Annotated in this window: 17 protein-coding genes and 2 pseudogenes; 6 read left to right on the top strand and 13 right to left on the bottom strand. The window is 43.5% G+C overall.

The features are described 5' to 3' along the window. Positions 1-45: 45 nt before the first annotated feature. Together BQ8005_RS13290 and BQ8005_RS13285 are read right to left on the bottom strand one after the other, a co-directional pair. The gene (locus BQ8005_RS13290; RefSeq protein WP_075318392.1) at positions 46-2019 is read right to left on the bottom strand and encodes a RagB/SusD family nutrient uptake outer membrane protein; all 1974 of its coding nucleotides are present in this window, start codon (positions 2017-2019) and stop codon (positions 46-48) included. Between the two features lie 30 nt (positions 2020-2049). Beyond that, a complete protein-coding gene (locus tag BQ8005_RS13285) occupies positions 2050-5190 on the bottom strand; it encodes a SusC/RagA family TonB-linked outer membrane protein (RefSeq protein ID WP_075319232.1) in 3141 nt (1046 codons plus the stop codon). A 617-nt stretch (positions 5191-5807) separates the two neighbouring features. Between BQ8005_RS13285 and BQ8005_RS13280 the strand changes: the two genes are divergently transcribed. Further along, entirely contained in the window at positions 5808-6713 is a 906-nt protein-coding gene (locus tag BQ8005_RS13280) for an IS982 family transposase (protein ID WP_075318024.1), read from the top strand. 338 nt (positions 6714-7051) lie between these two features. On the opposite strand, the gene upp is transcribed toward BQ8005_RS13280, so the two are convergent. Further along, positions 7052-7711, bottom strand: a complete 660-nt coding sequence (upp, locus tag BQ8005_RS13275) for a uracil phosphoribosyltransferase (RefSeq protein WP_075318391.1) — start codon at positions 7709-7711, stop codon at positions 7052-7054. A gap of 112 nt (positions 7712-7823) precedes the next feature. On the opposite strand from upp, the gene BQ8005_RS13270 reads away from it, so the two are divergent. The 4 genes from BQ8005_RS13270 (at position 7824) to BQ8005_RS13255 (ending at position 12001) form a co-directional block, all read left to right on the top strand. Next, on the top strand, positions 7824-8933 hold the full coding sequence (locus BQ8005_RS13270) for a S41 family peptidase (protein ID WP_083610570.1): 1110 nt from the start codon (positions 7824-7826) through the stop codon (positions 8931-8933). Between the two features lie 263 nt (positions 8934-9196). Then, positions 9197-10804: a phosphoenolpyruvate carboxykinase (ATP) gene (gene pckA, locus BQ8005_RS13265; protein WP_021846813.1), complete on the top strand. Its 1608-nt coding sequence runs from the start codon at positions 9197-9199 to the stop codon at positions 10802-10804. A gap of 141 nt (positions 10805-10945) precedes the next feature. Then, entirely contained in the window at positions 10946-11329 is a 384-nt protein-coding gene (locus tag BQ8005_RS13260) for a DUF6565 domain-containing protein (RefSeq protein WP_021846814.1), read from the top strand. Between the two features lie 24 nt (positions 11330-11353). Then, positions 11354-12001: a nitroreductase family protein gene (locus BQ8005_RS13255; RefSeq protein ID WP_075318390.1), complete on the top strand. Its 648-nt coding sequence runs from the start codon at positions 11354-11356 to the stop codon at positions 11999-12001. Between the two features lie 175 nt (positions 12002-12176). Here the strand turns inward: BQ8005_RS13255 and BQ8005_RS13250 are convergent, their stop codons facing one another. Together BQ8005_RS13250 and typA are read right to left on the bottom strand one after the other, a co-directional pair. After that, entirely contained in the window at positions 12177-12386 is a 210-nt protein-coding gene (locus BQ8005_RS13250) for a winged helix-turn-helix domain-containing protein (RefSeq protein ID WP_075319229.1), read from the bottom strand. Positions 12387-12575: 189 nt separating this feature from the next. Then, positions 12576-14378 (bottom strand): translational GTPase TypA, encoded by a 1803-nt coding sequence (typA, locus tag BQ8005_RS13245; protein ID WP_021846817.1) that lies wholly within the window; start codon positions 14376-14378, stop codon positions 12576-12578. Between the two features lie 159 nt (positions 14379-14537). On the opposite strand from typA, the gene rpsO reads away from it, so the two are divergent. Further along, a complete protein-coding gene (gene rpsO / locus BQ8005_RS13240) occupies positions 14538-14807 on the top strand; it encodes a 30S ribosomal protein S15 (protein WP_021846818.1) in 270 nt (89 codons plus the stop codon). A 385-nt stretch (positions 14808-15192) separates the two neighbouring features. On the opposite strand, the gene tnpC is transcribed toward rpsO, so the two are convergent. The 8 genes and pseudogenes from tnpC to BQ8005_RS13200 form a co-directional block, all read right to left on the bottom strand. Next, on the bottom strand, positions 15193-16818 hold the full coding sequence (gene tnpC, locus BQ8005_RS13235) for an IS66 family transposase (RefSeq protein ID WP_075318389.1): 1626 nt from the start codon (positions 16816-16818) through the stop codon (positions 15193-15195). Positions 16819-16905: 87 nt separating this feature from the next. Further along, complete coding sequence (gene tnpB, locus BQ8005_RS13230) at positions 16906-17274, bottom strand: IS66 family insertion sequence element accessory protein TnpB (protein ID WP_071149928.1); 369 nt, start codon at positions 17272-17274, stop codon at positions 16906-16908. A 28-nt stretch (positions 17275-17302) separates the two neighbouring features. Further along, the gene (gene tnpA / locus BQ8005_RS13225; protein WP_075318388.1) at positions 17303-17590 is read right to left on the bottom strand and encodes an IS66 family insertion sequence element accessory protein TnpA; all 288 of its coding nucleotides are present in this window, start codon (positions 17588-17590) and stop codon (positions 17303-17305) included. Between the two features lie 411 nt (positions 17591-18001). Continuing rightward, positions 18002-19573 carry a DUF4874 domain-containing protein gene (locus BQ8005_RS13220; protein ID WP_075318387.1) on the bottom strand — a complete coding sequence of 524 codons (1572 nt, stop codon included), beginning with the start codon at positions 19571-19573 and terminating at the stop codon, positions 18002-18004. A gap of 27 nt (positions 19574-19600) precedes the next feature. Then, positions 19601-21229, bottom strand: coding sequence for a glycoside hydrolase family 43 protein (locus BQ8005_RS13215; protein WP_159436258.1), 1629 nt, complete (start codon positions 21227-21229; stop codon positions 19601-19603). Positions 21230-21272: 43 nt separating this feature from the next. Further along, a pseudogene (locus BQ8005_RS17975) lies at positions 21273-21855 on the bottom strand (transposase); the annotation flags it as partial. Between the two features lie 168 nt (positions 21856-22023). Next, positions 22024-23012, bottom strand: a pseudogene (locus BQ8005_RS13205) (metallophosphoesterase family protein). A 252-nt stretch (positions 23013-23264) separates the two neighbouring features. Next, positions 23265-25184 (bottom strand): RagB/SusD family nutrient uptake outer membrane protein, encoded by a 1920-nt coding sequence (locus BQ8005_RS13200; protein ID WP_075319225.1) that lies wholly within the window; start codon positions 25182-25184, stop codon positions 23265-23267. Positions 25185-25192 lie beyond the last annotated feature (8 nt).

Below are 25192 nucleotides of genomic sequence, written 5' to 3'. Positions count from 1 at the left end.
CATTCATCTACGCCCAAAGTGTTACAAAATCTTCATTACCTTAAATCAATCTTCTCCACCTTTTCCCCAACCCGGGTTTTGAGTCAAATCAGGATTAAGAATAAATTCATCAGTCGGTACCTGATAGAGATAATATTTATCATCCCAACCTTTTCCTTCAGCTTGGGGATCATTGAACAGATACAAGTATCCCTCGGTCATCGAACCGTTCTGTCCGTCAGAAAGTCCTGTAGATTCATTGTAAAGTGTCATACCCACAGACTGTGCAAAACTCTTTGATGCCCAAATACCTTTTGCAGCACGGTTAAGGAACCAAGGAGCCATACGCCAACGACGTATATCATAAAAACCGAAACCTTCACCCATCAGTTCTATAATACGTTCACGACGAACTTCCCATATCAAAGCTGGCACTCGAATACCTGCATCGTTGCCAGCAGGATAGTAGTAAGGCCGTTCGGGATCAAAACTATCATCAATTTCGGACACAATCATATCGGACACACCTGCACGCCTACGCAACAGGTTAATACTCTTGTTCGCTTCTGTTTGAGTAAATTGTCCCAACTCTACCTTAGCTTCCGCATAATTTAACAACGTTTCTTCAATCTTGAAAATCGGCTTATCGGCTACATTCAACTGGCCATTGTTAAAGTTTTCTTCCCAACAGCAATACAATTTCCAAATATAATAACCGGATCGACATTGTACAAAAGCACCTCCTGTACCGATTCTAGGAATTTCAGGTACCAATGAAGCAGACCAGTTCTGCGCCGGCAAACGTTTCATACCAACCCCCGGATTACTGCATGAATAATTTTCACCCATTATATCTATATATTCACGATCAGCAGGATCGTCTGTATACCCCCATGAAGCATTCGGATTCCGAGTCGGTTTGTTAGCTCCATTTGCAATAACCTTATAAGGAGGCATAATGGTATGATACATACGAGGGTCACGATCACGGAACACATCATACATCGTAGCATTCCCATAATAATTAGATGCAACGTTATGAATGGGTTTGCCATTCTTCATCAAATAAAGATCCACCGTATTCTGGTTCATCTCAATGTCCGAAGAAGAAGTATGTTCTACATAGCATCCACCTTGTACAGGATTTACTCCTGCCACATAAGACTTATAGAGAATGATCCCCGGCACATTAGCTAAGTCGTCCGTTGTCCACATTTCGCCATAACCAGCTCCCGGCTGGCCGTCTGTGCCCGTATAAAGCGTAGGATAAGCCGCCATCAATAATTCCGAAACACGAACACACTCATTCAGGTATTTTTCTTCATCACCCAATCCATGATATTTACGCCACGTGCCCTCACGCAATGCAAAACGGGAAATAACGGCCCTGATGCAATCCACGTTAATAGTGTTCTCTCCGTCACGCGACTCAAAATCACCTATATGTTCTTCAGCCCATTTCAGACGTTCCAGTACCATATCAGCAACTTCCTTACGGTCTTTACGTCCTTCGTAAATTTCAGGAGAACTTTCGTTCAAAACCTTATCCACCCAAGGCACATCACCAAAACGGTCAATCAGCTCCATATACCAATACGAATGAAAGAAATATCCTACCGCCCTCCAATGATCTTTTTCAGAATCGCTCATGTTAGAATCATCCAAATGCGAAAGCATAATATTGACACGACGAAGTACACCGCTAAAATCCCAACCGTTACCCGAGGCCGTACTTCCCTTAGTTTGATATGCAAACTGGTTAAAACCACTTGGACTACGATAATTCAGATATCCGGCATCTGCATCGCCAGTATATTGTCCACCACCGTTTCCCCAGCCATTTCCAGCAAAAGAAGTGCGGATGGTAGTATTATTGAAAACCTCGTAACATGGCCACATGAAGGCCTGAAAATTATCATAATTCTGGAAAGCATTTTCTTCTGTCGGTGAAGTCACTGGATATTTTTCCAGAAAGCTATCGTTGCAACCCGTCAAGGCCAATCCACCTAGCAAGGCTGCGCATATCATTATTTTTTTCATTGCAACGTCTTTATTGAAAAGGTTAAACATTTATAAGGTCACATTCAAACCGAAAGAAACCGTACGGAAATTCGGATAATTCCAACTCAAAGTTTCAGGATCAATACCTTTGTTCAACGAAGTGAAAGTAGCCAAATTCTCAATACTTACAAAGGCCTTCAACTGAGACAGTCGCGCCTTCTGTATCCATTGTTTGGGGAATGAATAAGATAACGTAACATTCTTAATACGCAGATAAGAAGCATCAGACATGTATTTGTCAGACGTACGATAATTCGATCCACTATTACCATATCCGTCATAAATACGCGGGAATTCTGCGTCCGGATTGGCACACGTATAATCACCTGCAACCGCATCCTTTGGACGCCAATAGTTCTCTGTCCCTTCATAAAGAGGAATGAACTTAAAGTCACCATACATTGGGAAAGTCAACACATTAGCAATCCAATAATCACGTTTTCCAGTTCCTTGTAAAAAGACACTCAAATCGAAACCTTCATAACTTACTCCCAAATTAATACCATACAGATAACGGGGAAGATTATTTCCAATCCGTTCACGGTCACCTGGATTCTCCAGTGTTCCGTCACCAGCATAAATCAGATTCTCACCCATTTCATCATCTCGCAGATTCTTGAACTTCACATCACCCGGACGCGGATTGGCACCGTTTATGCGCACCACACCGTCCTTCAATTGCCAGGTCTGTGTATCTACGAAATCATCCACCGTATAAAAACCGTCAAACAGATATCCCCAATATTCACCTAATTCCATTCCTTCATAATAAGTACTGAGGAGCTTAGATTCGTTGCTGTCATACTTAGTAATCACACTCTTCGAATCAGACAAATTAAAGCCGACCCTATAAGACCACTTTCCAACCTTGTCGCGCCAGTTCATGTTCAATTCCCAACCACGGGTACGCATATCGGCCGTATTCTGAGTTGGAGCAGTAGCGCCTACCACTGCCGGAAGCTGCATACCGGGAGCCAACATACCTTTGGTATCACGTTGATACCATTCAAAAAGACCACTCAAACGATTGTTGAACAAAGCAAAGTCGATGCCAATATTGGTAGTACCTACCTTCTCCCACGTAAAGTCTGAACGCACCAGACCAGGTAACGATGTAATAGCTGTAACAGGTGCACCATTTATCAACCAGCCCATATACTTGTTGTTCACACTCATAGAAGGAACGAAAGAGTAGGCTGCAATATTCTGATTACCAATAAGTCCGTAAGAACCACGAATCTTTAACTGGTCAAGCCAAGAAGATGTACCAGCCATGAAGTCCTCCTGAGCCATATTCCAACCGACTGAAACAGAGGGGAAGAAACCGAAGCGAGAATCTTTGGGGAACTTGGACGAACCATCGTATCGACCATTAACTTCCAGCAAATACTTGCCTTTGTAGTCATAGTTCACACGGAAAAATCCACCACGAACAGCATATTCGGTATAATAATCATTAGCCGTTAACGTACCTGAGCCACCACCCAAAGAAGGAATCTCGGGGATTGACTGAGTATAAGAATAAACATCAACCGTTTCCTGATAGCTAGATTCCTGGTTGAAACCAGCCATCAATTTGAAATGATGATCCTGGGCCAAGTCAAAACTATATGTACCATACAGATTGACGGCATTATAATCTGTATATTGTTTGTACTTGCGCAAATAGTCATTACTGGGGGTCGTATCGGCTCCACCCTGAATGGAAGTCATCTGCACACTACCTGTATACCAATGATAATCATACATGTTCTTGTCATAAGTATACTCGAAGGCGATTTCAAGCCCCTTCAGCGGTTTTAAAATCGATTTCAGAAAAATACGCGGATTATCGTTGATGTTCTTGTATGGATTAGCAGTCTCAATCTGGTTGCGAGAAGTGAAGAACAACAGATTGTCATCGGTTCCCAACCCATATCCTTCGGGCATCGCACCTTCGGGATAATAAGAAACAAGGCGTGTACTCCACAAACCTCCACCTTGAGAAACAACCATATTACGTTTACTATGAGCATAACTTAACGTAGCTTCCTGGGTAAACCACTTGGTAATATCCGCCGAAATGAAACTGCTGACATTCATACGAGTATACTTATCCTTGTCAGAATAAAGCACACCATCCGTATCGACCAATCCAGCAGAAAGACGATAGCGCAAGCGCTCTGTACCTCCACTTACCGACAGATTATGAGTCTGCTGGAAACTGGTTTCCATCATATTCTTCATCAAATCCTTTTCATTGAGGAAATACAAAGCTCCGTCGGTATCCTTGTAAATGCCGTCACCTTTGGTTTCGACAGACGAAGGATTGGCTTTATACTGGGCCAACAGTTCCAACCAACGGTCTACCTTGGGAGCCCCCAACGACCAATAATCATTACCCGACGCCTCCTGGTAAGCATGCAGGTAAGTTTCTAACGAAGTCTGCTTAGGCAGATTAATGGCATTGGCAAAAGCAAAGTTGTTGTTGTAGTTCAACTGGAAACGCTCACCGCTCTTGGGCCTTTTGGTTGTCACCAGAATAACACCACCGGCAGCACGGGCACCGTAGATGGCCGACGAAGCGGCATCTTTCATCACCGTAATGGATTCAATGTCGTCGGGGTTCAGCATATCGATGTCGCCTTCCACGTTGTCTATCAAGACCAATGGAGCAATAGACGAACCCGAACCAATCGAATAGGCTCCACGAATCTGGAATGAACGGCTTTCGCCTGGAGAGTTACCGTTACTACCTACAAACAAACCGGGGACCGCACCCTGCAAGGCATCGGCAGCTTTTGTCAGCGGGCGTTCACCCAGCACGTCGTCCATCTTGACGGTAGTAACGGCCCCCGTCAGGTTGGCCTTCTTCTGAGAACCGAAACCTACAACCACCACTTCATCCAAAGCTTGTGCGTCTTCTTTCAAAACAATGCTCAATGGCTTTCCGTCCCATGTAACGGTCACCGTCTGATAACCCACAAAACTAATTTCCAAAGTAGCACCACGGGCTACGTTAGGTATCACGAAATTACCGTCAATATCGGTAATACTTCCTGTACCGGCCCCCTGAACTTTCACAGAGGCGCCAATTACAGTTTCACCATTGGCGTCTTTAACAACACCTTTACATTCACCAATCTGCTGGACGATTGCATTGTCTGCCATAGATACGTCCGCAAGAATCGTTCCGGAAGGAACAACCGATAGCAAAAGGAACAGCCCTATCGGCTTCAACTTTTTTAGGATTTCATTCATAACATTTCAATTGAAAGATTAACTAATTAGTCTAAAAATACGGCTCATATATTACTATAATTTAAGGCTATACGATACTTAAGGTCAACAGCAACATTCATTAAGTACAAAGATAAGAATCACAATTAACATAACAAAACAATAGAACCTTTTTTTTTATAAATAGATAAAATATACCCCATCAGAGGACACCATGATAATTAAAGAGAACAAGTCACACCATATATCTATAAAGAAGAGTTGTACATCGACAAAGCAACTATATTCTATCTGAATACTAATATTGACATTCTGACACTTTGCATCCATAAACGCCCGAGAATCACTTGTTTCGGGCCGAAGGAAGGCTGCTGCAAACAACAAGCAGGAAACACTTTCCCGCTAACCAACTGCAAGATAGCCCTACTTACACTTAAATAACGTGAGTTCGATATAAGATCAAATTATAATCTACTAGTAAATAGGAACATAGCGATAAAAGTATTAAATTTATAGTGCTGAATTATAAGATTTAAACGATTACCGCTATGTTTCCAGAGTCTAAAGTTACAGAGATTTATTGTATGGCCGATGATTTTTGCAAGGAATTTGCGTTGCAACAGGAAAAATATATGATAGAAGACAAGAAACAGAACCATCGCAACAAGCCCAACCGCATGGGTGATGCTGAGATTATGGTTATTCTTATCCTGTTCCACTCCGGTGGTTTCCGCTACTTTAAGCATTACTATAAGGAATATGTATGCAAACACCTGAAACACCTTTTCCCACGTTTGGTATCCTATAACCGTTTCGTGGAACTGGAAAAGGAAGTACTGCTTCCCTTGACTATTTTCATTAAGAAAGTCCTGTTGGGAGCCTGTACAGGTATCAGTTTTATTGACTCCACTCCCTTGCGTGTATGCCGTAACCAAAGAATCCTTATTCATAAGACATTTGAAGGGCTTGCCGAGCGTGGAAAATGTTCCATGGGCTGGTTCTTCGGATTCAAGTTGCATCTGATAATCAATGACAAGGGTGAGATTCTCAATTTTATGTTCACGCCTGGAAACGTGGATGACCGGGAACCATTGAAACAGGGTAAGTTCCTGGAAAACATCAAAGGAAAATTGTGTGCAGACAAGGGATATATTGGCCAGGCTCTGTTTGAGAACCTTTTCCTTAATGGCATACAACTTGTCACTAAAGTTAAAAACAATATGAAGAACTCACTGATGAGCATCTCCGACAAGATCCTGCTCAGAAAAAGAGCCTTGATTGAAACGGTCAATGACGAGCTGAAGAATATTGCACAGATCGAACATTCCAGACATCGTTCCTTTAACAACTTCATTGCAAATTCCTTGTCGGCTATTGCGGCATATTGCTTTTTTGAGAAGAAACCCGCCATTGACGTGAATTTTGTCAATGACGGACAACTGTCTATCTTCTAATTCTATTTCGAACTCACGTTAAATAAAAAACAAAAAAAACGAAAAAAGGCCTCATCAAACATCCTAAAAGACGGGAGAGAACAGACAAAAAAGGCCGCTTTTCCACAGAAAAGCAGCCTTTTTCTGATACGAAACATACACCTGATGGCACAAACATACAATCAGCCGACTGAAAACATACAATCTGATGCCCCAAACCTATTTCAGAAAGCTAAAAAGAGAATTTCATCCCGTTCCCCGCCCCTATTTCGCCCCTGTCCGAGACAAAGAGGAGTCAGCCCAACAAAAACACACAGAGCTTTGTGTCAAGCATTCAAAAAAGGAGAGACGACAATATATCAAAGCTTATCTCCGTACGCCAAATCGCCCGCATCACCCAGACCTGGAACAATATACGAACGTTCATTCAACTCAGGATCAATAGCCGCACACCACAATGTAACATCATCCTCAGGGAAAAGGCGCTGAAGATGTTCCACCCCCTGACGGCTGGCAATAACACAAGCTATCAGCAGACGTGCCGGACGTCCCTTGCTCAGGAAGGCACGATAGGCCAGCTCCATACTCTCGCCCGTAGCCAGCATGGGGTCGACGAGCATCAGCGTCTTCTGCGTCAGGTCGGGCGTAGCAATATATTCAATATGCACATCCAGCTCGCGGCACTCCTTATCCTTATAATAGCGGTAGGCCGACACAAAGGCATTACCTGCACGGTCGAACACATTCAGGAAGCCCTGATGGAGTGGCAGACCGGCACGGAAAACGGTAGCAATGACCACATCGTCATCAGGCGTGCTGACCGGCGCCACACCCAAAGGCGTCTGCACCTGCTTTACCGAATACGTCAGTTCTTTACTCATCTCGTAAGCCATCAACTCTCCGATTCGCTCGATGTTGCGGCGGAAACGCATGCGGTCGCCCTGAATGTTCACGTCGCGTATTTCCGCCACGTATTGATTAATTACAGAATTCGTCTCTGCAAAATTGATTACTTTCATAGCATGTATTTTGTTTATTCCGAATGCAAAAATACGATTTTCCCACCACATAAAACCACTTGCTCGATGGAAAACGTTATCTTTGCTACAGAACATATAAACATAAGGAAATATGAAAAAGACATTCATACGAAACGAGAGTTTCAAATTACTGTTCTTCTGCGCCTTACTTTTCTTTGCCTATACCTCATTAGCCGGTCAAGAAAAGACTTCTTCAAACGCCGATTTGACGGAATTTGATTTTGGTGTTCAAGAGTTAGAAACCAATTATGTAGGATTTCCCACTTTGGTGACAGAGCAAACCCGAAATCAATATGAAGCACTAAAAGCCCGTTGCCGTCAGCAAGTGGACAAACAGGAACGAAAGCCTTGGGAAGCTTTAGGCGAACTCTATGCCTGGTTTGGCGATTTCCACTTACGAGTAGGCATCTATTCACAGCCATACATGCGGAAAGTACCGACGTATGAAGAGATGAAAGAATATAACTCCACCAAAACCTTCCGGAAAGTGACTGACCATACCTTCCTCATCCGTTTCCCATCTTGCATGGGAGATGACCCAACATTGGAATGGGTACATCAATCCATTGACGCCTACCTGACCTCGGGGTGCGAAAATCTGATTATTGACATCCGAGGCAACGGAGGAGGAACCGATGAAATATTCAATCCATACGAGAAACTGCTGTACGACCGGAAGGGGTATGTAGACGGAGTTGAAATACGCAACACACCCGCACACATCGCCGAGATGGCAGAGATTGAATTGGATTGGCTCCAGCAAGTAGTGGAAACCATGAAAAAATCGCAAGACGAGTTTGTAGCCATGACGCCTAGACAGGTAGAACTTGTTTATGACACCATTTTCCCACTTCCCCACCAGGCTGCACTGATTATAGACGGCCAAGTAGCCAGTGCCGGCGAACAGATGGTTCTGAATCTGCGGTCATGCAGCCAACGTACCACCATCTACGGACAAGACAATACGAAAGGATGCCTTGATTATTCAAACTGTCGCGGGGTTAATCTGCCCCAATCCGGCATTACTCTCTATATTCCCATGACACGTTCCTGCCGCCTGCCCGATAATGGTGTCGACCAGACGGGGATTGCTCCCGACGTACGCATTCCGTTGCCCCTTCCCGAAACTTTGACCGACAACGTAGACGAATGGACACGATGGGTAGCCAAGGAATTGGAAAAGAAACCCAACTCATTTTAAATTCCCCTGTTTCAAAAAAAAGACAAGTTTTGCAACATTCAGTTAGCAGATATTGTTATGGATTTATAAAAGACGCGCAATTAAAGAAAAATTTCTCCAATTGAGATTTTCTTTCAGAAGAAAATCGTACTTTTGTACGCGGAAAACAAGGGAGTGTCTCCCGACACCTGTAAAGCGGTCTAAATACGGGCACTTTCTTATTCCAACATTAAGGTAAAGAGATTATAAACCAAAATACCAATTTTTTAAAATCTTAAAAAGAAATGGCAAATTTAGATTTAAGCAAGTACGGTATTCAAGACGTAAAGGAGATTCTCCACAACCCGTCTTATGAAGTATTGTTCGAAGAAGAAACCAAATCAAGCCTCGAAGGCTATGAGAAGGGTCAGGTAACAGAACTGGGTGCTGTGAACGTAATGACTGGTATCTATACCGGACGTTCTCCTAAAGATAAATTCTTTGTTAAGAACGAAGCCAGCGAAAACACTGTATGGTGGACTTCTGATGCTTACAAGAACGACAACAAGCCTTGCTCTGAAGAAGCATGGGCCGACCTGAAGGCTAAAGCCGTTAAAGAACTGAGCGGCAAGCGTCTGTTCGTTATGGATACATTCTGCGGTGCCAACCCTGCAACTCGTCTGAAAGTACGTTTCATCATGGAAGTTGCTTGGCAGGCTCACTTCGTAAAGAACATGTTCATCCGTCCGACAGAAGAAGAACTGGCTAACTACGGCGAACCTGACTTCGTATCATTCAACGCTGCTAAGGCTAAGGTTGACAACTACAAGGAACTGGGTCTGAACTCTGAAACAGCTACTGTATTCAACCTGAAGACCAACGAGCAGGTTATCCTGAACACTTGGTACGGTGGTGAAATGAAGAAGGGTATCTTCTCTATCATGAACTACCTGAACCCGTTGCGTGGTATCGCTTCTATGCACTGCTCTGCCAACACTAACATGGAAGGCACTGACACTGCTATCTTCTTCGGTCTGTCTGGTACTGGTAAGACTACTCTGTCTACCGACCCGAAACGTAAACTGATCGGTGACGATGAGCACGGATGGGACGACGAAGGCGTATTCAACTACGAAGGTGGTTGCTATGCTAAGGTTATCAACCTCGACAAGGAAAGCGAACCCGATATCTACGCTGCCATCAAGCGCGACGCTCTGCTGGAGAACGTAACAGTTGACGCCAACGGCAAGATTGACTTCGCTGACAAGAGCGTAACTGAGAACACTCGTGTTTCTTATCCTATCTACCACATCGAGAACATCGTTAAGCCCGTATCCAAAGGTCCTCACGCACATCAGGTAATCTTCCTGTCTGCTGATGCCTTCGGTGTATTGCCTCCTGTATCTATCCTGAACCCCGAGCAGGCTCAGTACTACTTCCTGTCTGGTTTCACCGCTAAGTTGGCCGGTACAGAACGTGGTATCACTGAACCGACTCCGACATTCTCTGCTTGCTTTGGCGCAGCCTTCCTGAGCCTGCACCCGACCAAGTATGCAGAAGAGCTGGTTAAGAAGATGGAGAAAGTTGGTGCCAAGGCTTACCTGGTTAACACTGGCTGGAACGGTACTGGCAAGCGTATCTCTATCCGCGACACCCGTGGTATCATCGACGCTATCCTCGACGGTTCTATCGACAAGGCTCCGACAAAGGTTATTCCTTTCTTCGATTTCGTTGTTCCTACCGAACTGCCGGGCGTAGATCCGAAGATCCTCGATCCTCGCGACACTTACGACTGCGCTTGCAAGTGGGAAGAGAAGGCAAAAGACCTGGCTGGCCGCTTCATCAAGAACTTCGAGAAGTTCACTGGCAACGAAGCAGGCAAGAAGTTGGTTGCTGCTGGTCCGAAGCTCTAATCAAGAGATCAATAAACCTAAATATTTCAAAAAGGGGTTCCGATTTTTCGGGACTCCTTTTTTGTTTCTTCTTCCAATCTGCTATATTTGCAACGGACACGCAAAAAAGAAAAGACTTACATATCCTAATATCAATTTATTATGAGGAAATACATCGTAATCGCCCTTTGGGCACTTACTACCTTGAGTATCGGTGCCTGCCAGTCGAAAAGCAGCCGTATCGACGACCTGAAAGACTTCGTAGAGGAAATTCAGAAAGACGGTAAAGACTACAGCCAGGAACAATGGGAAAAGGCTAACGAAAAGTTCAGTCAGCTGCTCGACAAAATCAATTCCTACGAAGACCTCAGCGAGGACGAACTGAAGGAAGTAGCCAAGTTGCAAGGCCAGTATGCCGCCACCGTCTTCAAGAACAGCGGGAAAGCCATCATGGAACAGATGGAAAAGGCAGGTGCCGCGCTCGACGGTTTTCTGGAAGGCGTAGACCAGGGATTGGACAACAATCAGGAAGAAGAGAATGAATAAAACCAACCTACAAAATAAACGATTATGAAACTATTGAAAGGATTTCTGGGCGGGCTTTGCCTGTGCACAGCTATCGGCTGTACGGCTCCCGCCTCACAAAAGGAGAACGTAGCGGCCGCCGAAGGCCTCAGCCAGTCGGAAGCCGTCATCAAAACCATCATGGAACGCCGCAGCATCCGCCAGTACAAACCGCAGGCCGTGAACCGCGACACGATGCAGACCATCCTGAAGTGTGGCATCAACGCTCCCAACGGCATGAACAAGCAGTCGTGGGAAGTACGCGTGGTAGACAACCCCGACTTCATCAACGGTGTGACGGAGCTTTACAAAAAAGCCAATCCGAAAGCGGCCGAAGCCCCATCGTTCAAGAACATGTTCCGTAACGCCCCGACGGTGGTATTCATCGCCAACGACCCGTCATACGACTGCTCACAGATAGACTGTGGTCTGCTGGGAGGCAACATGATACTCACAGCACAATCCATGGGTATCGGTTCGTGCTGCCTTGGCGGTCCTGCCCGCTTCATGAAGTCGCCCGAAGCAGCCGAATACTTGAAGAAGCTGAACTTCAGCGAGGGCTATGAGCTGCTCTACTGCATAGCCTTCGGCTATCCCGACGAAACACCCGCAGCCAAACCACGCAACGCAGAGAAAGTACAGTTTATAGACTAAAGGGACATTTCCTACCTTCGGAAGCCAGAGACGAAGCACTGCATGACGCTCTGACGAAGTGCTTCCTGAGGGTGCAACGAAGTGCTGTATGAGAATATAACAAAGCACTTCCTGAACAGGCGACGAAGTGCTTCGTCAGCCCCTCAGGAAGTGCTTCATTGTTTTGTCAAGCTTCTCAGGCTGGCAGACGGTAATAGACGGCACGCCTTTCGCTATACTGCTCGATTTTATGTTCACGTATCAACTGTGCCAACGCCAGACAGAGTTCTGTACTGGTCAGATTACAAAGCTTTTCCAACTGGTCAAAGGTGCAACGCGTATAATATGCCAGAACATCGTATACCTTCTGACTGTTTCTTTTCACAAATTGCAGGTTCAGGTTCATAAGTTTCTCCTTTCTTTTTAAAAACTGCCTCATCGGCTGAAACAAAGTAACGCATTTCCCTGCAAAAAGTGGTTACCTTTTAGTACTTAAAAGTATTCTTTTGGTCACTTTTTGTGAAAAAGAAAGAGGATGCCGGATTGATCCCAATCCAACATCCTCTTCTGTACAAGGTAATGTGAAATTATACTATCAGCCTCTGTTGGCACGTTTACGCTCAAGTTCGTCCAAGATGACCTTTCGCATACGCATGGACTTGGGCGTCACCTCTACATATTCGTCTTCCTTAATGTATTCCAATGCTTCCTCCAGCGAGAACTGTACAGGTGGAATAAGGCGTGCCTTCTCGTCCGAACCGCTGGCACGCATGTTGGTCAGCTTCTTCGACTTCGTGACGTTCACCACCAGGTCGTTGTCGTGCGAGTGCTCGCCTACTACCTGTCCGGCATAGACCTCTTCCTGCGGGAAGATGAAGAACTTGCCGCGGTCCTGCAGTTTGTCGATGGCATAGGCAAAGGCCGTACCGCTCTCCATAGCAATCATGGAACCATTGGTGCGGCGTTCAATCTCGCCCTTGTAGGGCTGGTATTCCTTGAAGCGATGTGCCATGATGGCCTCGCCCGCACTGGCTGTCAGCACGTTGGTACGCAGACCGATGATACCGCGCGACGGCATGTCGAACTCCAGGTTCACACGGTCGCCGCCTGCCGCTTCCATCTTCACCATTTCGCCCTTGCGACGCGTCACCATATCAATAATCTTGCTGGCATATTCCTCGGGCACGTTCACCGTCAATTCCTCGATAGGCTCGCACTTCACGCCGTCTATTTCCTTGAAGATAACCTGCGGCTGACCCACCTGAAGCTCGTAACCCTCGCGACGCATGGTCTCGATCAATACGGAGAGATGGAGCACGCCACGGCCCGAAACAATCCATTTGCCGTCTTCCTCGCTCTTCTTCACGCGCAGGGCCAGGTTCTTGTCCAGCTCCTTCATCAGACGGTCGTGGATGTGGCGCGACGTCACAAACTTGCCCTCCTTGCCGAAGAACGGAGAATCGTTGATGGTGAAGAGCATGCTCATCGTCGGCTCGTCGATAGCGATAGGCGGCAGCGGTTCGGGGTTCTCGAAGTCGCAGATGGTGTCGCCGATTTCAAATCCCTCGATACCCACCAGCGCACAGATGTCGCCCGAAGACACTTCGGCCACCTTCACGCGGCCCATGCCCTCGAATGTATGCAGTTCCTTGATTTTAGTCTTGATGATGCTGCCGTCGCGTTTGGCCAGAGACACGTTCATGCCCTCGCGCAGCGTACCGCGGTGCACGCGGCCCACGGCGATACGGCCGGTATAGGAAGAATAGTCCAGCGACGTCACCAGCATCTGCGGCGTACCTTCCAGCTGCTGGGGAGCAGGAATATTCTCCAGAATGCAGTCCAGAAGCGGCGTGATGTTGTCTGTCGGCTTCTGCCAGTCGGTACTCATCCAGTTGTTCTTGGCCGAACCGTAGATGACAGGGAAATCCAGCTGTTCTTCTGTGGCATTGAGGCTGAACATCAGGTCGAACACCATTTCGTACACTTCCTCGGGGCGACAGTTGGGCTTGTCCACCTTGTTCACCACCACGATAGGCTTCAGGCCAATCTGAAGCGCCTTCTGAAGCACAAAACGCGTCTGCGGCATCGGTCCTTCGAAAGCGTCGACCAGCAGGATGCAGCCGTCGGCCATGTTGAGCACACGTTCTACCTCGCCACCGAAGTCGCTGTGCCCCGGAGTATCAATAATGTTGATTTTGGTTCCTTTATAGTTGATGGAAACGTTCTTCGACAGGATCGTTATCCCTCGTTCGCGTTCCAGGTCATTGTTATCCAGCATTAATTCACCCGTGCTCTGGTTACTGCGGAAGAGGTTTCCGGCCAGAAGCATCTTGTCTACAAGCGTCGTCTTGCCATGGTCCACGTGGGCGATGATGGCAATGTTTCTAATGTTCTGCATATAATACCTATTATTTTCTGGTCTGCAAAGTTACAACTTTTGCCCTATATATGTGGTATCCAGAAGAAAAAAAATACTGAAACTCATTGCTATATCAAAGATAATGCCTACCTTTGCAGCCTCGAAAGAGAATATTATCAACCTTTTAATTAAAACATTATGTATTTAGACGCTGCTAAAAAGCAAGAAATCTTCGGCAAGTACGGAAAGTCTAACACTGATACCGGATCGGTTGAGTCTCAGGTAGCATTGTTTTCCTACCGTATTGCTCGTCTGACTGAGCACATGAAGCTCAACAGAAAGGATTATAGTACTGAAAGAGCTTTGACCATGTTGGTAGGCAAACGCCGTGCGTTGCTCGACTACCTGAAGGCCCGTGACATCGAACGTTACCGTGCTTTGGTTAAAGAACTCGGCCTGCGTAAGTAATCTTACCTGCGGCAAAAGATTAAAAGAGTGGGGAAACTTCTTCCGAAGTTTCCCCACTCTGCTTTTTCACTCATCATCCCCCATTCCTCCGAACAAGTATATTGGCATCCGCCAAGTCCATGTTTACATCCTCCAAGTGCCTCTTTACAACCGCCAAGTAGATGTTTATACCAGCCATCTTTGAATACCTCTCATTTACCTTATCAAGAGGTTATTAAGAAAACACCGTTTCATCCCCAAGAAAGCATTGCTTTACAAGGAACAAAAGTAAGTATTCGGCCAACTACAGGTATTAAACCTTTATATACAACAATAGCGACTGTCACTATGAACCTAATAGTTTCAGCCGCTATTATTTTGTTGAACCTATATGTTGCATATGGCATTAGTTGTCAGATACCTCATGTTGTTTTGTCAATATGCTTTCCGGATGTTTCAGCTTCCACTTGTGTGGAAGCAGATCCAAAAGTATCTCATGAGTTGCATTCTTGTGATAAGGCATTTGGGCGATTACATCATTCAGGTAATTCCTTGGGTTTACATCGTGTGCCTTACAAGTAGCCAATAGGGAACAGATAACAGACATATTAGCTGCTGCTTCGTGATTACCACAGAAAAGAAAATTTTTTCTGCTCAGAGTGATGGGCCGTTGGACATTTTCCGCCAGATTGTTGTCCCAGTACAGGCGGCCATCGTCCAGACATCTCATAATATTATCCCATTTGGTATAGGCATATGTTATGGCCTTGCCTGTCAAAGAACTTGGACTGTATTTAATTCCTTCTGTCTCCATCCATACCTTCATTGCCTCCATGATTGGCCTGGACAGTTCCTGACGCGTCTGTCTGCGCTCATCATATGACAGGCCGGCTTCGTCACACTGGCGTTCTATTTTATAGACATGCTGTATCTGAGTCAGTGCATGTTGCGCCATCTCCCTGTTTTCATCCAAAGCCTGCTCAAAATGACGGCGTATATGCACCAGGCAGTTGAGTAGCCGCACGTCGGGGTTGGTCTTGAAGGCTGTTTCATAACCTGCAAAACCGTCACATTGAAGATATCCCTTGAAGTTATATTGATTTGCCAGGGATTCGATGACCGCTCCGGCCCGTGATCCCCCGTCGTAATGGAAGATGACCAGTTTCTCCATGACTGATCTTACCATCCAGAGATATTCCTTGTCGGCTCTGTGTTTTTCTCTGTTAATGACCGGAACTGTAGTTTCATCCGCCTGTACATAGTCACAGGAGAAGACTTCCCATTTGAGTTCTTCATACAGAGGCTTAAGCAGTTCCACGGTTTTCTTGAACCAGCCGTCCAGTGTACTTTCGGTAAGGCCTTTCATTCCAAGATGGCGGTATTGCTGTATCTGACGGTAGAACGGGACATGATATTCATACTTCTGAAGCAGTATCTCGGCAAGCAGGCTGGTGTCAGCAATGCACTTGTCGACCGGCATCAGCGGCATGGGAGCTATCTCTACGCCTTTCTGTCCGGCTGGAGGAAGCAGGGTACTATCCTTGAGAGCATATTTGGGACGGATGATCACCTTGACGTAAAGCATTCCCGGCTTGTGTTTGACGACTTTTGTTATCTCTTCGCCTATTCTACGGTATAAAGACAAGTCTACGCCTTTCGGTTCTATTGTATCGGTTTCCAATACGGGCAAGTCCTCTATCATTTTGCGGTTCTGACGATTTCGTTTTACGTCTTCCACCGATTCCTTCTCAATCTTTTCCACAGCCTCGTCCCGCTTTTCTTCCGCCTGCTGCCGGAGTCCGGAAAACTCGTCGGCAAAGAGGTCTGGCATATTAGGATCATATACGCGAAGTTTCTCCGATTTACGACCAAAGAGCTGACGGTTCAGCCATGCGACCTGAGCCGTCAACTCCTTGATACGTTCCTGCAGATTTTTTATCTGTTCGGATTGATTCTTATTAGTAGTAGACAATGAGGCTATAGAGGCATTCAGCCCTTCTATCGTCTTGAGCAAAATTTCTTTTTCTTCCATTGTCTATACTTCTTTTAATGATGTAAATATACTAATTAACAGTGAATTATGCAACAATATCCAAAGTTTACTCACATAAAAAACATGTTATACATGGTATTCCTTACGTTCGGCTCTTAACCGCCGGAGCCTCTGTTCCGGGTTTTCCTGTATTCCTTCAACCATCATCACCAGATCGCGCCACTCCATGGGATAGCTGTTTGATTTGGGATCATACTCCGGCAGCTTGAAGCGACCGGCCTCCAGACGTTTTACATACATTACCATACCTCCGTCTTCGGCATGAAGGAGTTTCATTAGTCTGCGGCTGGAACCGATGAAGATGAAGACATCACCGTTCCTCACTTCACTGTTCATTTTCTCATGTACCACTCCACATAGCGAACTGATACCCTTGCGCATATCTGTCCTGCCCGGACACAGAAAGTAGCGCATCGTGTCGTTCAGGTTAAACATGACCGTCTCGAAGACTTTGGGTAAATATTTACTTCAGCAAATCTTCAGAACCGCTCCCGAAGTGGGCACGAAGTCCATTGGGAAACAGCAGCGCAACACCATGAGGTACTTGTTCTTCAAGGGAAGATTCCGTAGCTGCCTGTTTGAAACTGATGGGAGTCAACTCTTGCTTGATACCGTTCCTGTCAACGGAACATTTTCTACGCCAGTAATGATAGGTTGAATAACTTACACCTATCTGTTGAAGGTACGACTTCAACGGCAGGTCGCTTTGTTGCACCTGTAATTCTAATTCTTCAAATTCTTGTCTGTTCATAATAATTGAGGTTTGATTGTATTCACTGCCGCAAAGCTACAACCAAACCTCAAAGTGTAAAAGGTGCATTTCTTCGAATGCTTACGAACAAAACAGTGCTTTACCGAAAACGATGCTTTCACATCCATAAATAAGGATATGTTTATCCCAAAATGGTTTCACGGCTTCACATTCACCGTATCTTGCTTTAAACGTGAGAGTTATGGTGAAAGCATAAGTTTCACAAGCATGAACTGACAGATAAAAACTGCCCTTCAGAGCTATTTCACACTGAAGGGCAGTACGTTCCTGATGCAATCTTTACCTTGATACCAGCCCTGCTGAGAGAAGAAGACATGGCGGTAAAGCCAAATTACGTTTTAAGAGATTGATTAAAGGTTAGGAGAGTCGTGTATTTAACTGATACAATGCCTATTCACCAACCTTTACAGAAGTCAAAATATTTACCCCATACTTACTATCTGGTGAAACCCACCACTCAATGTCTCCATTGGCACAACGCAAAGCATATCTCGCATTCAACATTAATTTTTCCGAACCATCTGGTATCCACAAACCTATCTTATAATCCCCAGAAGGTAAACGAGTATCTAACTTCCATTTCGCCGTAATCTTATGAATCAAAGGAGTACAAGTACTATCGGTTGGTAAGTAAGGCTGCCAATCATTCACATCAACATTAGTCAAGAAAGAAGAACAAACTTCATTCTGCTTATTAATCAGTACCAGGTACACAGGATGTTCATTAAATAATGTAGAAAAACCTCTATTGATAAGAGATATCTCAATGTCATTCTCTACCGTCCGGCTCAAGGTCAGGGGAAAATTCATCTCCTGAAGTTCAATACGATACCCCAAATGATCCCGAATGTATTCAAATGCATTTCTTTCGACCTTTGTTCCATCTTTCTTCTGGAAATAGCCATTGGATACAGGCATTTTATTCTGTGATAAGAATTCTTCTGTAATCGGTGTCTCTTTCCAATACATCATTGAATATTTATCTTTTGTACCTTTTTCCTTATAATTATGGATGACACTCAAAGAAGTATAATGTTGCAGAAATAACCGGCGAGCAGTTTGAAGGCCATCAATTATCCAACCCGCTTCCGGACTATCAGGGTCTTCATTCATACTCCAACTACCCCAAGGCAATTCACCATCTACCGGTAAAAAGGGAGATTCAGCCAAAATTTGATTATAAGCCTTGGTCCCCTCAGACATCCCACCATCCCATTGATGTTTTTTGATGACAATGAAATCATCATGAAACGACAAGCGATTATATAACTCTATATTTTCTTTCAACAGATTCTTATATCCAGGAACACGTACTTGAATGTAACGGCCTTGAGGAGTCATATTGCACACAGCTTTTAATATATTTTGCTTCGTCAAGTCAGAACCTTCCAAACCATGAACCGAGCTATGCCACTCTCCCCAAGCTCCAATCATTCCAGCTTGTACAACCTGTATAACATCTTTGTTTGTTTCCAAAAAAGGTTTTAATTGTTGGGCATGACGAAGCACATCCGTTTCCGTCGGTCCTTTAGATGCACGCCCCATAAAAGCTGTCTCATACGCAAAACGCAAAACGGCCTTCTTGCCCAATTCGCGTAATTTATTGAAGAAAACATCCATTGTTTTAAAAACCTCAGCAGACAAATCCTTGCCAACCAAATCGGTCAGATAAAAATAAGTCTGTACTAACGAAACACTGTCTGACGCATAATTCTTCGATTCCTGCTCAAGATAAGAAGTTATATCTGGAAAAGCCGCAGGATTCCACAAATAATTCTTATTGGCAACATCAAGAGCCACTTCCAAACGAAAACCACGTTCCGGATTATACAAACCATCAGTTCCGTTTACATCGTCTACGCAAATACCACGAAAAGAGCGATGCCCTTCATTTTTTTGTCCAAATAAACTGCAACCACTTAGACAAGCAGTAACTAACAGCAAAAATAATACATGTTTCATATCATATACAATTAAATTAAAGAATTTTTAATGACCATCAACTCCATCTACCTTAAAATAATCAAATGTTGCCCACTCCGATTCATACATCATATCCTGAGCAAATAGTCCCACCACTGCCCCAGTAAAACCCGCAACATAATCATCCGACAATTTGCTAAAATCAAGCGAGGGGCCAATGGTCTTCCATACTCCTTCGGATAAAGAATAATAGAACTGTAATTTGTCCATATTGATTTCCACCCTCATTCCCACATCTGTTGCCTGGACAGGAATACGTTCCGGCAAATATTCCTGATAGACCTTATCTGCCCCCACCAATTCTAACACAGTTCCCCGACTCTCATCATAAGTCAACCCTAAGGCATAAAAATGTCTGGAATTATAATAGCAACAAAGACCCGCACTTTGGCGGAAGTCTTCAGGACTAAATGACAAACGGGTTTCAAAATTCTGTTTGTACGATGTGATACGTTGAGCCAGTATACTCTGCCGGTATAATCCGCCCAATGCTTCACGGCCTTTCAATCTCAGCAACCCATCCTTCAAACGAATCCAGTCACTACTAAATTCCTCTCTTAAGGTAATGTATTTACAATGTAATTCCGAACAATTAAAATCATCCTTGACATTATGCACTGCATTTACAGACGCCTGTGATTGTTGGCCTACAACTGAAACCTTTTCTGCAGGCAATGAAACGTTATCCGCCAACCGAGGCCATCCATCCTTCCACTCTACCTTTTGAAGAAATGTTTCACGACCAAGGGGACAGTTTCCCCGTTGCCCCAACGGTCGTGAGCCTAAATGAGTGGTATACCATTCCCCCGTAGGAGTAGAGAATACAGTGCCATGCCCAGCTTTTTGTATCGGATGTGAAGGGGTATTTCGCGAAGTATAGAAAATATGTGGAGCACGTTCATAAGGACCATAAATATTCTTTGCACGGGCAACAGCTTCGTAATGCCCGTAACCAGTTCCCCCTTCTGCCGTAAACAAATAATAATATCCATCCTTTTTCAAGATTTTAGGTCCCTCTGCCGATCGCTTTCCCCAACCGGAATAAATAAATCTAGGAGCTCCTTTAGGCTTCAAAGTCTCCATATCAATCTCATGAATCCCAATTCCAGGGGACATTTCTCTACCTTTGCGATAATCAAAGATACGTACAACGACATATCCCCTGCCATCATCGTCAATGAATAAAGAAGGATCGAAACCCAAAGAATTGATATAAACCGGATCCGACCATGGTCCAGCCGGATTTTCTGCAGTCACAATATAGTTCGGATATCCTTTACTACTCCATTGTAGACCAGGGTGTACTACCGTATAAGTAACATAAAACAATCCTCTATACCACGTAATGGATGGAGCATAAACTCCTTCCGAGTCGGGTATACCCGTCAAGTCCAGTTGGCTCTTACGGGTCAGAACATTCCCTATTTGCTGCCAGTCAACCAGATTTTTGGAATGAAATATTGGAATTCCAGGAAACCACTCAAAGGTAGAATTCACAATATAGTAATCATCCTGTACACGAACAATACAGGGATCTGGATGAAATCCCGAGATAATAGGATTACGGATATTCTGTATACAATCTACGGATATTCCCAATAAATGAGCAAAACAAAGAGAGATAAGATAAATCATAATATTCAATGTAGGTTCGAAATATAAATCAGAAAATAGATAATTACCCCTCATTAATAAACTTCATATCAATGGCCGCTTTCTTATCAAAAAACAATATGTTGTGATAGCAGATAATGAATTGGCAATAAACTGAAGGAACGGTATCTAGAATATTCTTTCTGTACAATGTTTTTCAACTCATCACTAACCGTTTCAATCAATATCCTTTTCTAAGCAGGATCTTATCAGCAATACCCAGCAGTGAGTTCTCCATATTGTTTTTAACCTTAGTGGCAAGTATTTGTCATTAAGAAAAAAGTTCTCGGGCAGAGACTAACCAACATATCCCTTGTCTGCACATAGTTTTCCTTTAATGTTCTCCAGGAACTTACCCTGCTTCAACGGCTCCCGGCCATCCATGTTTCTAGGAGTGAACATGAAATTGAAAATCCTCCCTTGTCATTGATTATCAGATGTAACCTGAAACTAAAAAAACACTCAATAGAACATTTCCACGTTCAACAAGTCCTTCAAATATCTTATGAATCAGAATCCTCTGGTCACGACAGATATACAAAAGATTGAAGTTTACAAGACTAATACCGTTACAGATCCCACAACAATACCTTCTCAATGAAGAATGTGGAAAACCATAATCCCAATATCACTCATACAATTAAGTTTGTTACAATACCTAGCCTTCCTGTCTTCAATCATATTTTCTGCTATAATGAAAATTCCTTGCAAAGAAACCAGTCATACAATAAATTCCTTTAATTTTAAGCTCTGAGGACATGATGATAATCTCAAATCTATTTTTTTATATAACTATCAGGGTAAATAGTATGATTCACCTTCATCCTATCAGACAAATCAACCCATGTCTCAAATGTGCGTTGATTCTCTTTCAAAACAATAATACGTGCACCATTTGATAAATGATTATAAACAGTATTACCGCCTGAATAACGCCCATAAGCCAATAGAATGCCATGCCACATAACCGAATAATCATTATCGTGATCATGTCCCACAAAGATTCCCATAATATCACCAGCTTCTTTCATAGCAGCAAACATTCCCGTATTCAAACCTTGCGCACAAGCTTTCTCCATACGAGTCCCTATCAATACAGCCTCTTCACAGACAGCGGCCTGATTATATTCGGGGAGAGGGATATGAAAAAAGCCAAAGCTGGTAATGGATCTCCATTATTTATTTCCGTAAAATGAGAACTCTGACAACGATAGTTTTCGACCTGCTTAAAAGTCAACCAACCATATCCTTCAACATCATCTAATCTGGAATAGGAATGAGAATCAAAAAAATAGAGAACCGCTGCATCCTTTTCTTTCAAACATGAAGACTTCACACTTAAAGCCAAATCAATCGGAACAGTTCCACCATGTTCAGGCATAAGATTACCAGGAATTGTACGAATTATGTCATATAATTGTATTCGATTCATGCCCTGCTCATCATCATGGTTACCAAAAGTAACAACAAATGGAACATTATGAGACGACACACATTCTAATACTTGACATAGTCCTTTATCAGCTGGTGAAGAATAAATTACATCACCTGTCAACACTACTAAATCAGGCGATTCGATATTCAACACTTCATTAATACGCTCCAAAGCAATATCCGATGCAGGATTACCATATTGAAAATGAATATCTGTAAATTGGGCAATCTTAAACTCTCCATTAGCATTAAATCTCAAGTGTTTTTGTTGGGCATGTAAATTCGTGATTGCCATAACGATGAAGAAAAGAATGATTCTAGAAAAATTCATATAACTACAATAATTTATAATAGACAATATATCGATTAAGATTCTAATACATTAATTTTCAGCAACTCCATTATTTATTCTATATTACTTATAATATTCAAACCGAAACTTTAAATTACGGCTGAGGAACAAAACAGTATATACACTATAATGTAAATCATCAAAAAACAAATTATACTCTTTACAATATAACAAAAAATTATTATACATTCCTCAGCCGTAAAAACATAACATATAACTATTAAATCGTTACTACCACAATGGATTTTGTATCAACAAACGGCTTTTTTGAACCTCATTTTGCGGAATTGGATATAAATACATGGCCCGACGCCAAGCTCTATTTTCAAGAACAATGCGAGTAAAATAAGAGTCAGAAGAACCAATTGGTTTATCCTTAAAACCGTTCATATTCATTGCATGAAATACAGTTTGATCAGCATCTTCTCCTTCTCCACAAATCATCCAACGACGGATATCAAAGTATCGTTGGCCTTCCATAGCTAACTCAACCTGACGCTCACGCTGAATCATCTTACGCTGAAGTTCTTGATTCCCTATAATATTCTTTTTATTAGTCTGAGCCAGTTCCCGATAACCAGGAATACCAGCCCGCTCTCTGACTTTATCCAAATATACAATAACATTCGGATCGTTGGGAGCTATTTCATTACATACTTCTGCATAATAAAGATAAAAATCGGCCAAGCGGAAAAGAACAGATGGACGGGCCCAACTTCTTATATAATCTCCCGTAAAAAGAATTTGACGATTTTTAAATTTTACCGGAAGATATCCTGAACGAGGATTATCACCTGAAGAATTATCGCACCCTTCACCTTTAGCAAACCCGAGGGTGTAATCTGGCTTACCAATCGGTTGGATATGCCAACTTTTCCCTTCATACCCCACACTGGCATAAAAACGAGGTTCACGATGAGAATACATATTAAAGACATTTGCATCCACACGCTTATTCTCATTACAAGGATTCACTACGTCCGTAAATCCATTTTCCTGATAACCACTACCCGGATCATCAATCGTCAGACCGTTATCCATGAAATAAGCATCCACCAATTCTTGAGAAATGCCCAAGTATGCCCAACCAGCATAACAATCTCTTGGATTAGTATTCATTTCCATTGTTGTTCCATTCCAAAGATTATCTCCCGTGGCCCAAAGAATCTCATCATTGTAGTTTTGAAATAACTGATAATAAGATTCATCTGCATTGATCGAACCATCCGAATTGGTTACAATAAAGAGTTCATGCCCATGCTGATCGGTATCCTGGAACAGATCTTCCAGACGTTCTTTCGCAATCACCCACTTATTCGCGTCATAAGATGTAAACAAATGTTTTCCATCTGTATTAGTCACTTCCAAGGCTTCAGGATAACCACCATTAAACAAAGGAGAAGCTGCATATACCCACAATTTAGCACGCAAAGCTTTTGCAGTAGTTATCGTAGGTCGAACAATCTCATTCAATCTGTACTTGTTATTTCCTTCTGCTGTAGGATCTTTGATAAGCGTCTCGGGTAAATCTCCAGATTCTATCACTTCATCTAAAAGTCCATCAATGTAATTCACTACTTCATCTACCGAAGAACGGGCAAAATCCAGCCCCTTGTCTTCAGGATCTACAATATCAGTAATAATAGGAACTGCTCCATAAAGTTCAAACAACGAAAAATAACTATAAGCAATCAAGAATTTAGCTTCAGCCTTCATTCGATTTACATCGGCTTCCGTCAGTTGATATTGGTCATTGATGCCCCCCAAAGGTTGTACTCGATCCAAAAAAATATGCGCATCGCGAATATACTCATAAAGAGCTACCCAACGATGAAAAGGTGCCGTTGCAGCTGTAAAACCAGAAGTCATCTCTGTCCACCCCCCAGAACTAATAGTAGTTTCACCACACATAGAAACCCACGCACCAGAAAAACCATCATATTGATTTCTCCCAATACTAGAGTATTCAGAAATACAACCGAATAAATTAGCATGCCAACGGCGCGCATAAGTAGGAGTATTAAAGACTTCATCTAGGGTCAGACTTTCTGCTATTTCATCTGATACATCCAAATAATCACTACATCCAGCTAAAGTAAAAGTCAATACACAAACTGCAGTAGCAGCTTTTATCTTATTTAAGAATTTCATATCTATAT

Source organism: Bacteroides togonis (assembly GCF_900130135.1).
GTDB lineage: Bacteria > Bacteroidota > Bacteroidia > Bacteroidales > Bacteroidaceae > Bacteroides > Bacteroides pullorum.
Note: the sequence above shows the minus strand (reverse complement) of the source record. Positions and strands in the feature narration are given on the sequence as shown.

What these genes read in the sequence shown, in the direction of transcription:
- BQ8005_RS13290 (WP_075318392.1), bottom strand. Translation starts at nt 2,019, where the DNA reads ATGAAAAAAATAATGATATGCGCAGCCTTGCTAGGTGGATTGGCCTTG.
- BQ8005_RS13285 (WP_075319232.1), bottom strand. Translation starts at nt 5,190, where the DNA reads ATGGCAGACAATGCAATCGTCCAGCAGATTGGTGAATGTAAAGGTGTT.
- BQ8005_RS13280 (WP_075318024.1), top strand. Translation starts at nt 5,808, where the DNA reads ATGTTTCCAGAGTCTAAAGTTACAGAGATTTATTGTATGGCCGATGAT.
- upp (WP_075318391.1), bottom strand. Translation starts at nt 7,711, where the DNA reads ATGAAAGTAATCAATTTTGCAGAGACGAATTCTGTAATTAATCAATAC.
- BQ8005_RS13270 (WP_083610570.1), top strand. Translation starts at nt 7,824, where the DNA reads ATGAAAAAGACATTCATACGAAACGAGAGTTTCAAATTACTGTTCTTC.
- pckA (WP_021846813.1), top strand. Translation starts at nt 9,197, where the DNA reads ATGGCAAATTTAGATTTAAGCAAGTACGGTATTCAAGACGTAAAGGAG.
- BQ8005_RS13260 (WP_021846814.1), top strand. Translation starts at nt 10,946, where the DNA reads ATGAGGAAATACATCGTAATCGCCCTTTGGGCACTTACTACCTTGAGT.
- BQ8005_RS13255 (WP_075318390.1), top strand. Translation starts at nt 11,354, where the DNA reads ATGAAACTATTGAAAGGATTTCTGGGCGGGCTTTGCCTGTGCACAGCT.
- BQ8005_RS13250 (WP_075319229.1), bottom strand. Translation starts at nt 12,386, where the DNA reads ATGAACCTGAACCTGCAATTTGTGAAAAGAAACAGTCAGAAGGTATAC.
- typA (WP_021846817.1), bottom strand. Translation starts at nt 14,378, where the DNA reads ATGCAGAACATTAGAAACATTGCCATCATCGCCCACGTGGACCATGGC.
- rpsO (WP_021846818.1), top strand. Translation starts at nt 14,538, where the DNA reads ATGTATTTAGACGCTGCTAAAAAGCAAGAAATCTTCGGCAAGTACGGA.
- tnpC (WP_075318389.1), bottom strand. Translation starts at nt 16,818, where the DNA reads ATGGAAGAAAAAGAAATTTTGCTCAAGACGATAGAAGGGCTGAATGCC.
- tnpB (WP_071149928.1), bottom strand. Translation starts at nt 17,274, where the DNA reads ATGTTTAACCTGAACGACACGATGCGCTACTTTCTGTGTCCGGGCAGG.
- tnpA (WP_075318388.1), bottom strand. Translation starts at nt 17,590, where the DNA reads ATGAACAGACAAGAATTTGAAGAATTAGAATTACAGGTGCAACAAAGC.
- BQ8005_RS13220 (WP_075318387.1), bottom strand. Translation starts at nt 19,573, where the DNA reads ATGAAACATGTATTATTTTTGCTGTTAGTTACTGCTTGTCTAAGTGGT.
- BQ8005_RS13215 (WP_159436258.1), bottom strand. Translation starts at nt 21,229, where the DNA reads ATGATTTATCTTATCTCTCTTTGTTTTGCTCATTTATTGGGAATATCC.
- BQ8005_RS13200 (WP_075319225.1), bottom strand. Translation starts at nt 25,184, where the DNA reads ATGAAATTCTTAAATAAGATAAAAGCTGCTACTGCAGTTTGTGTATTG.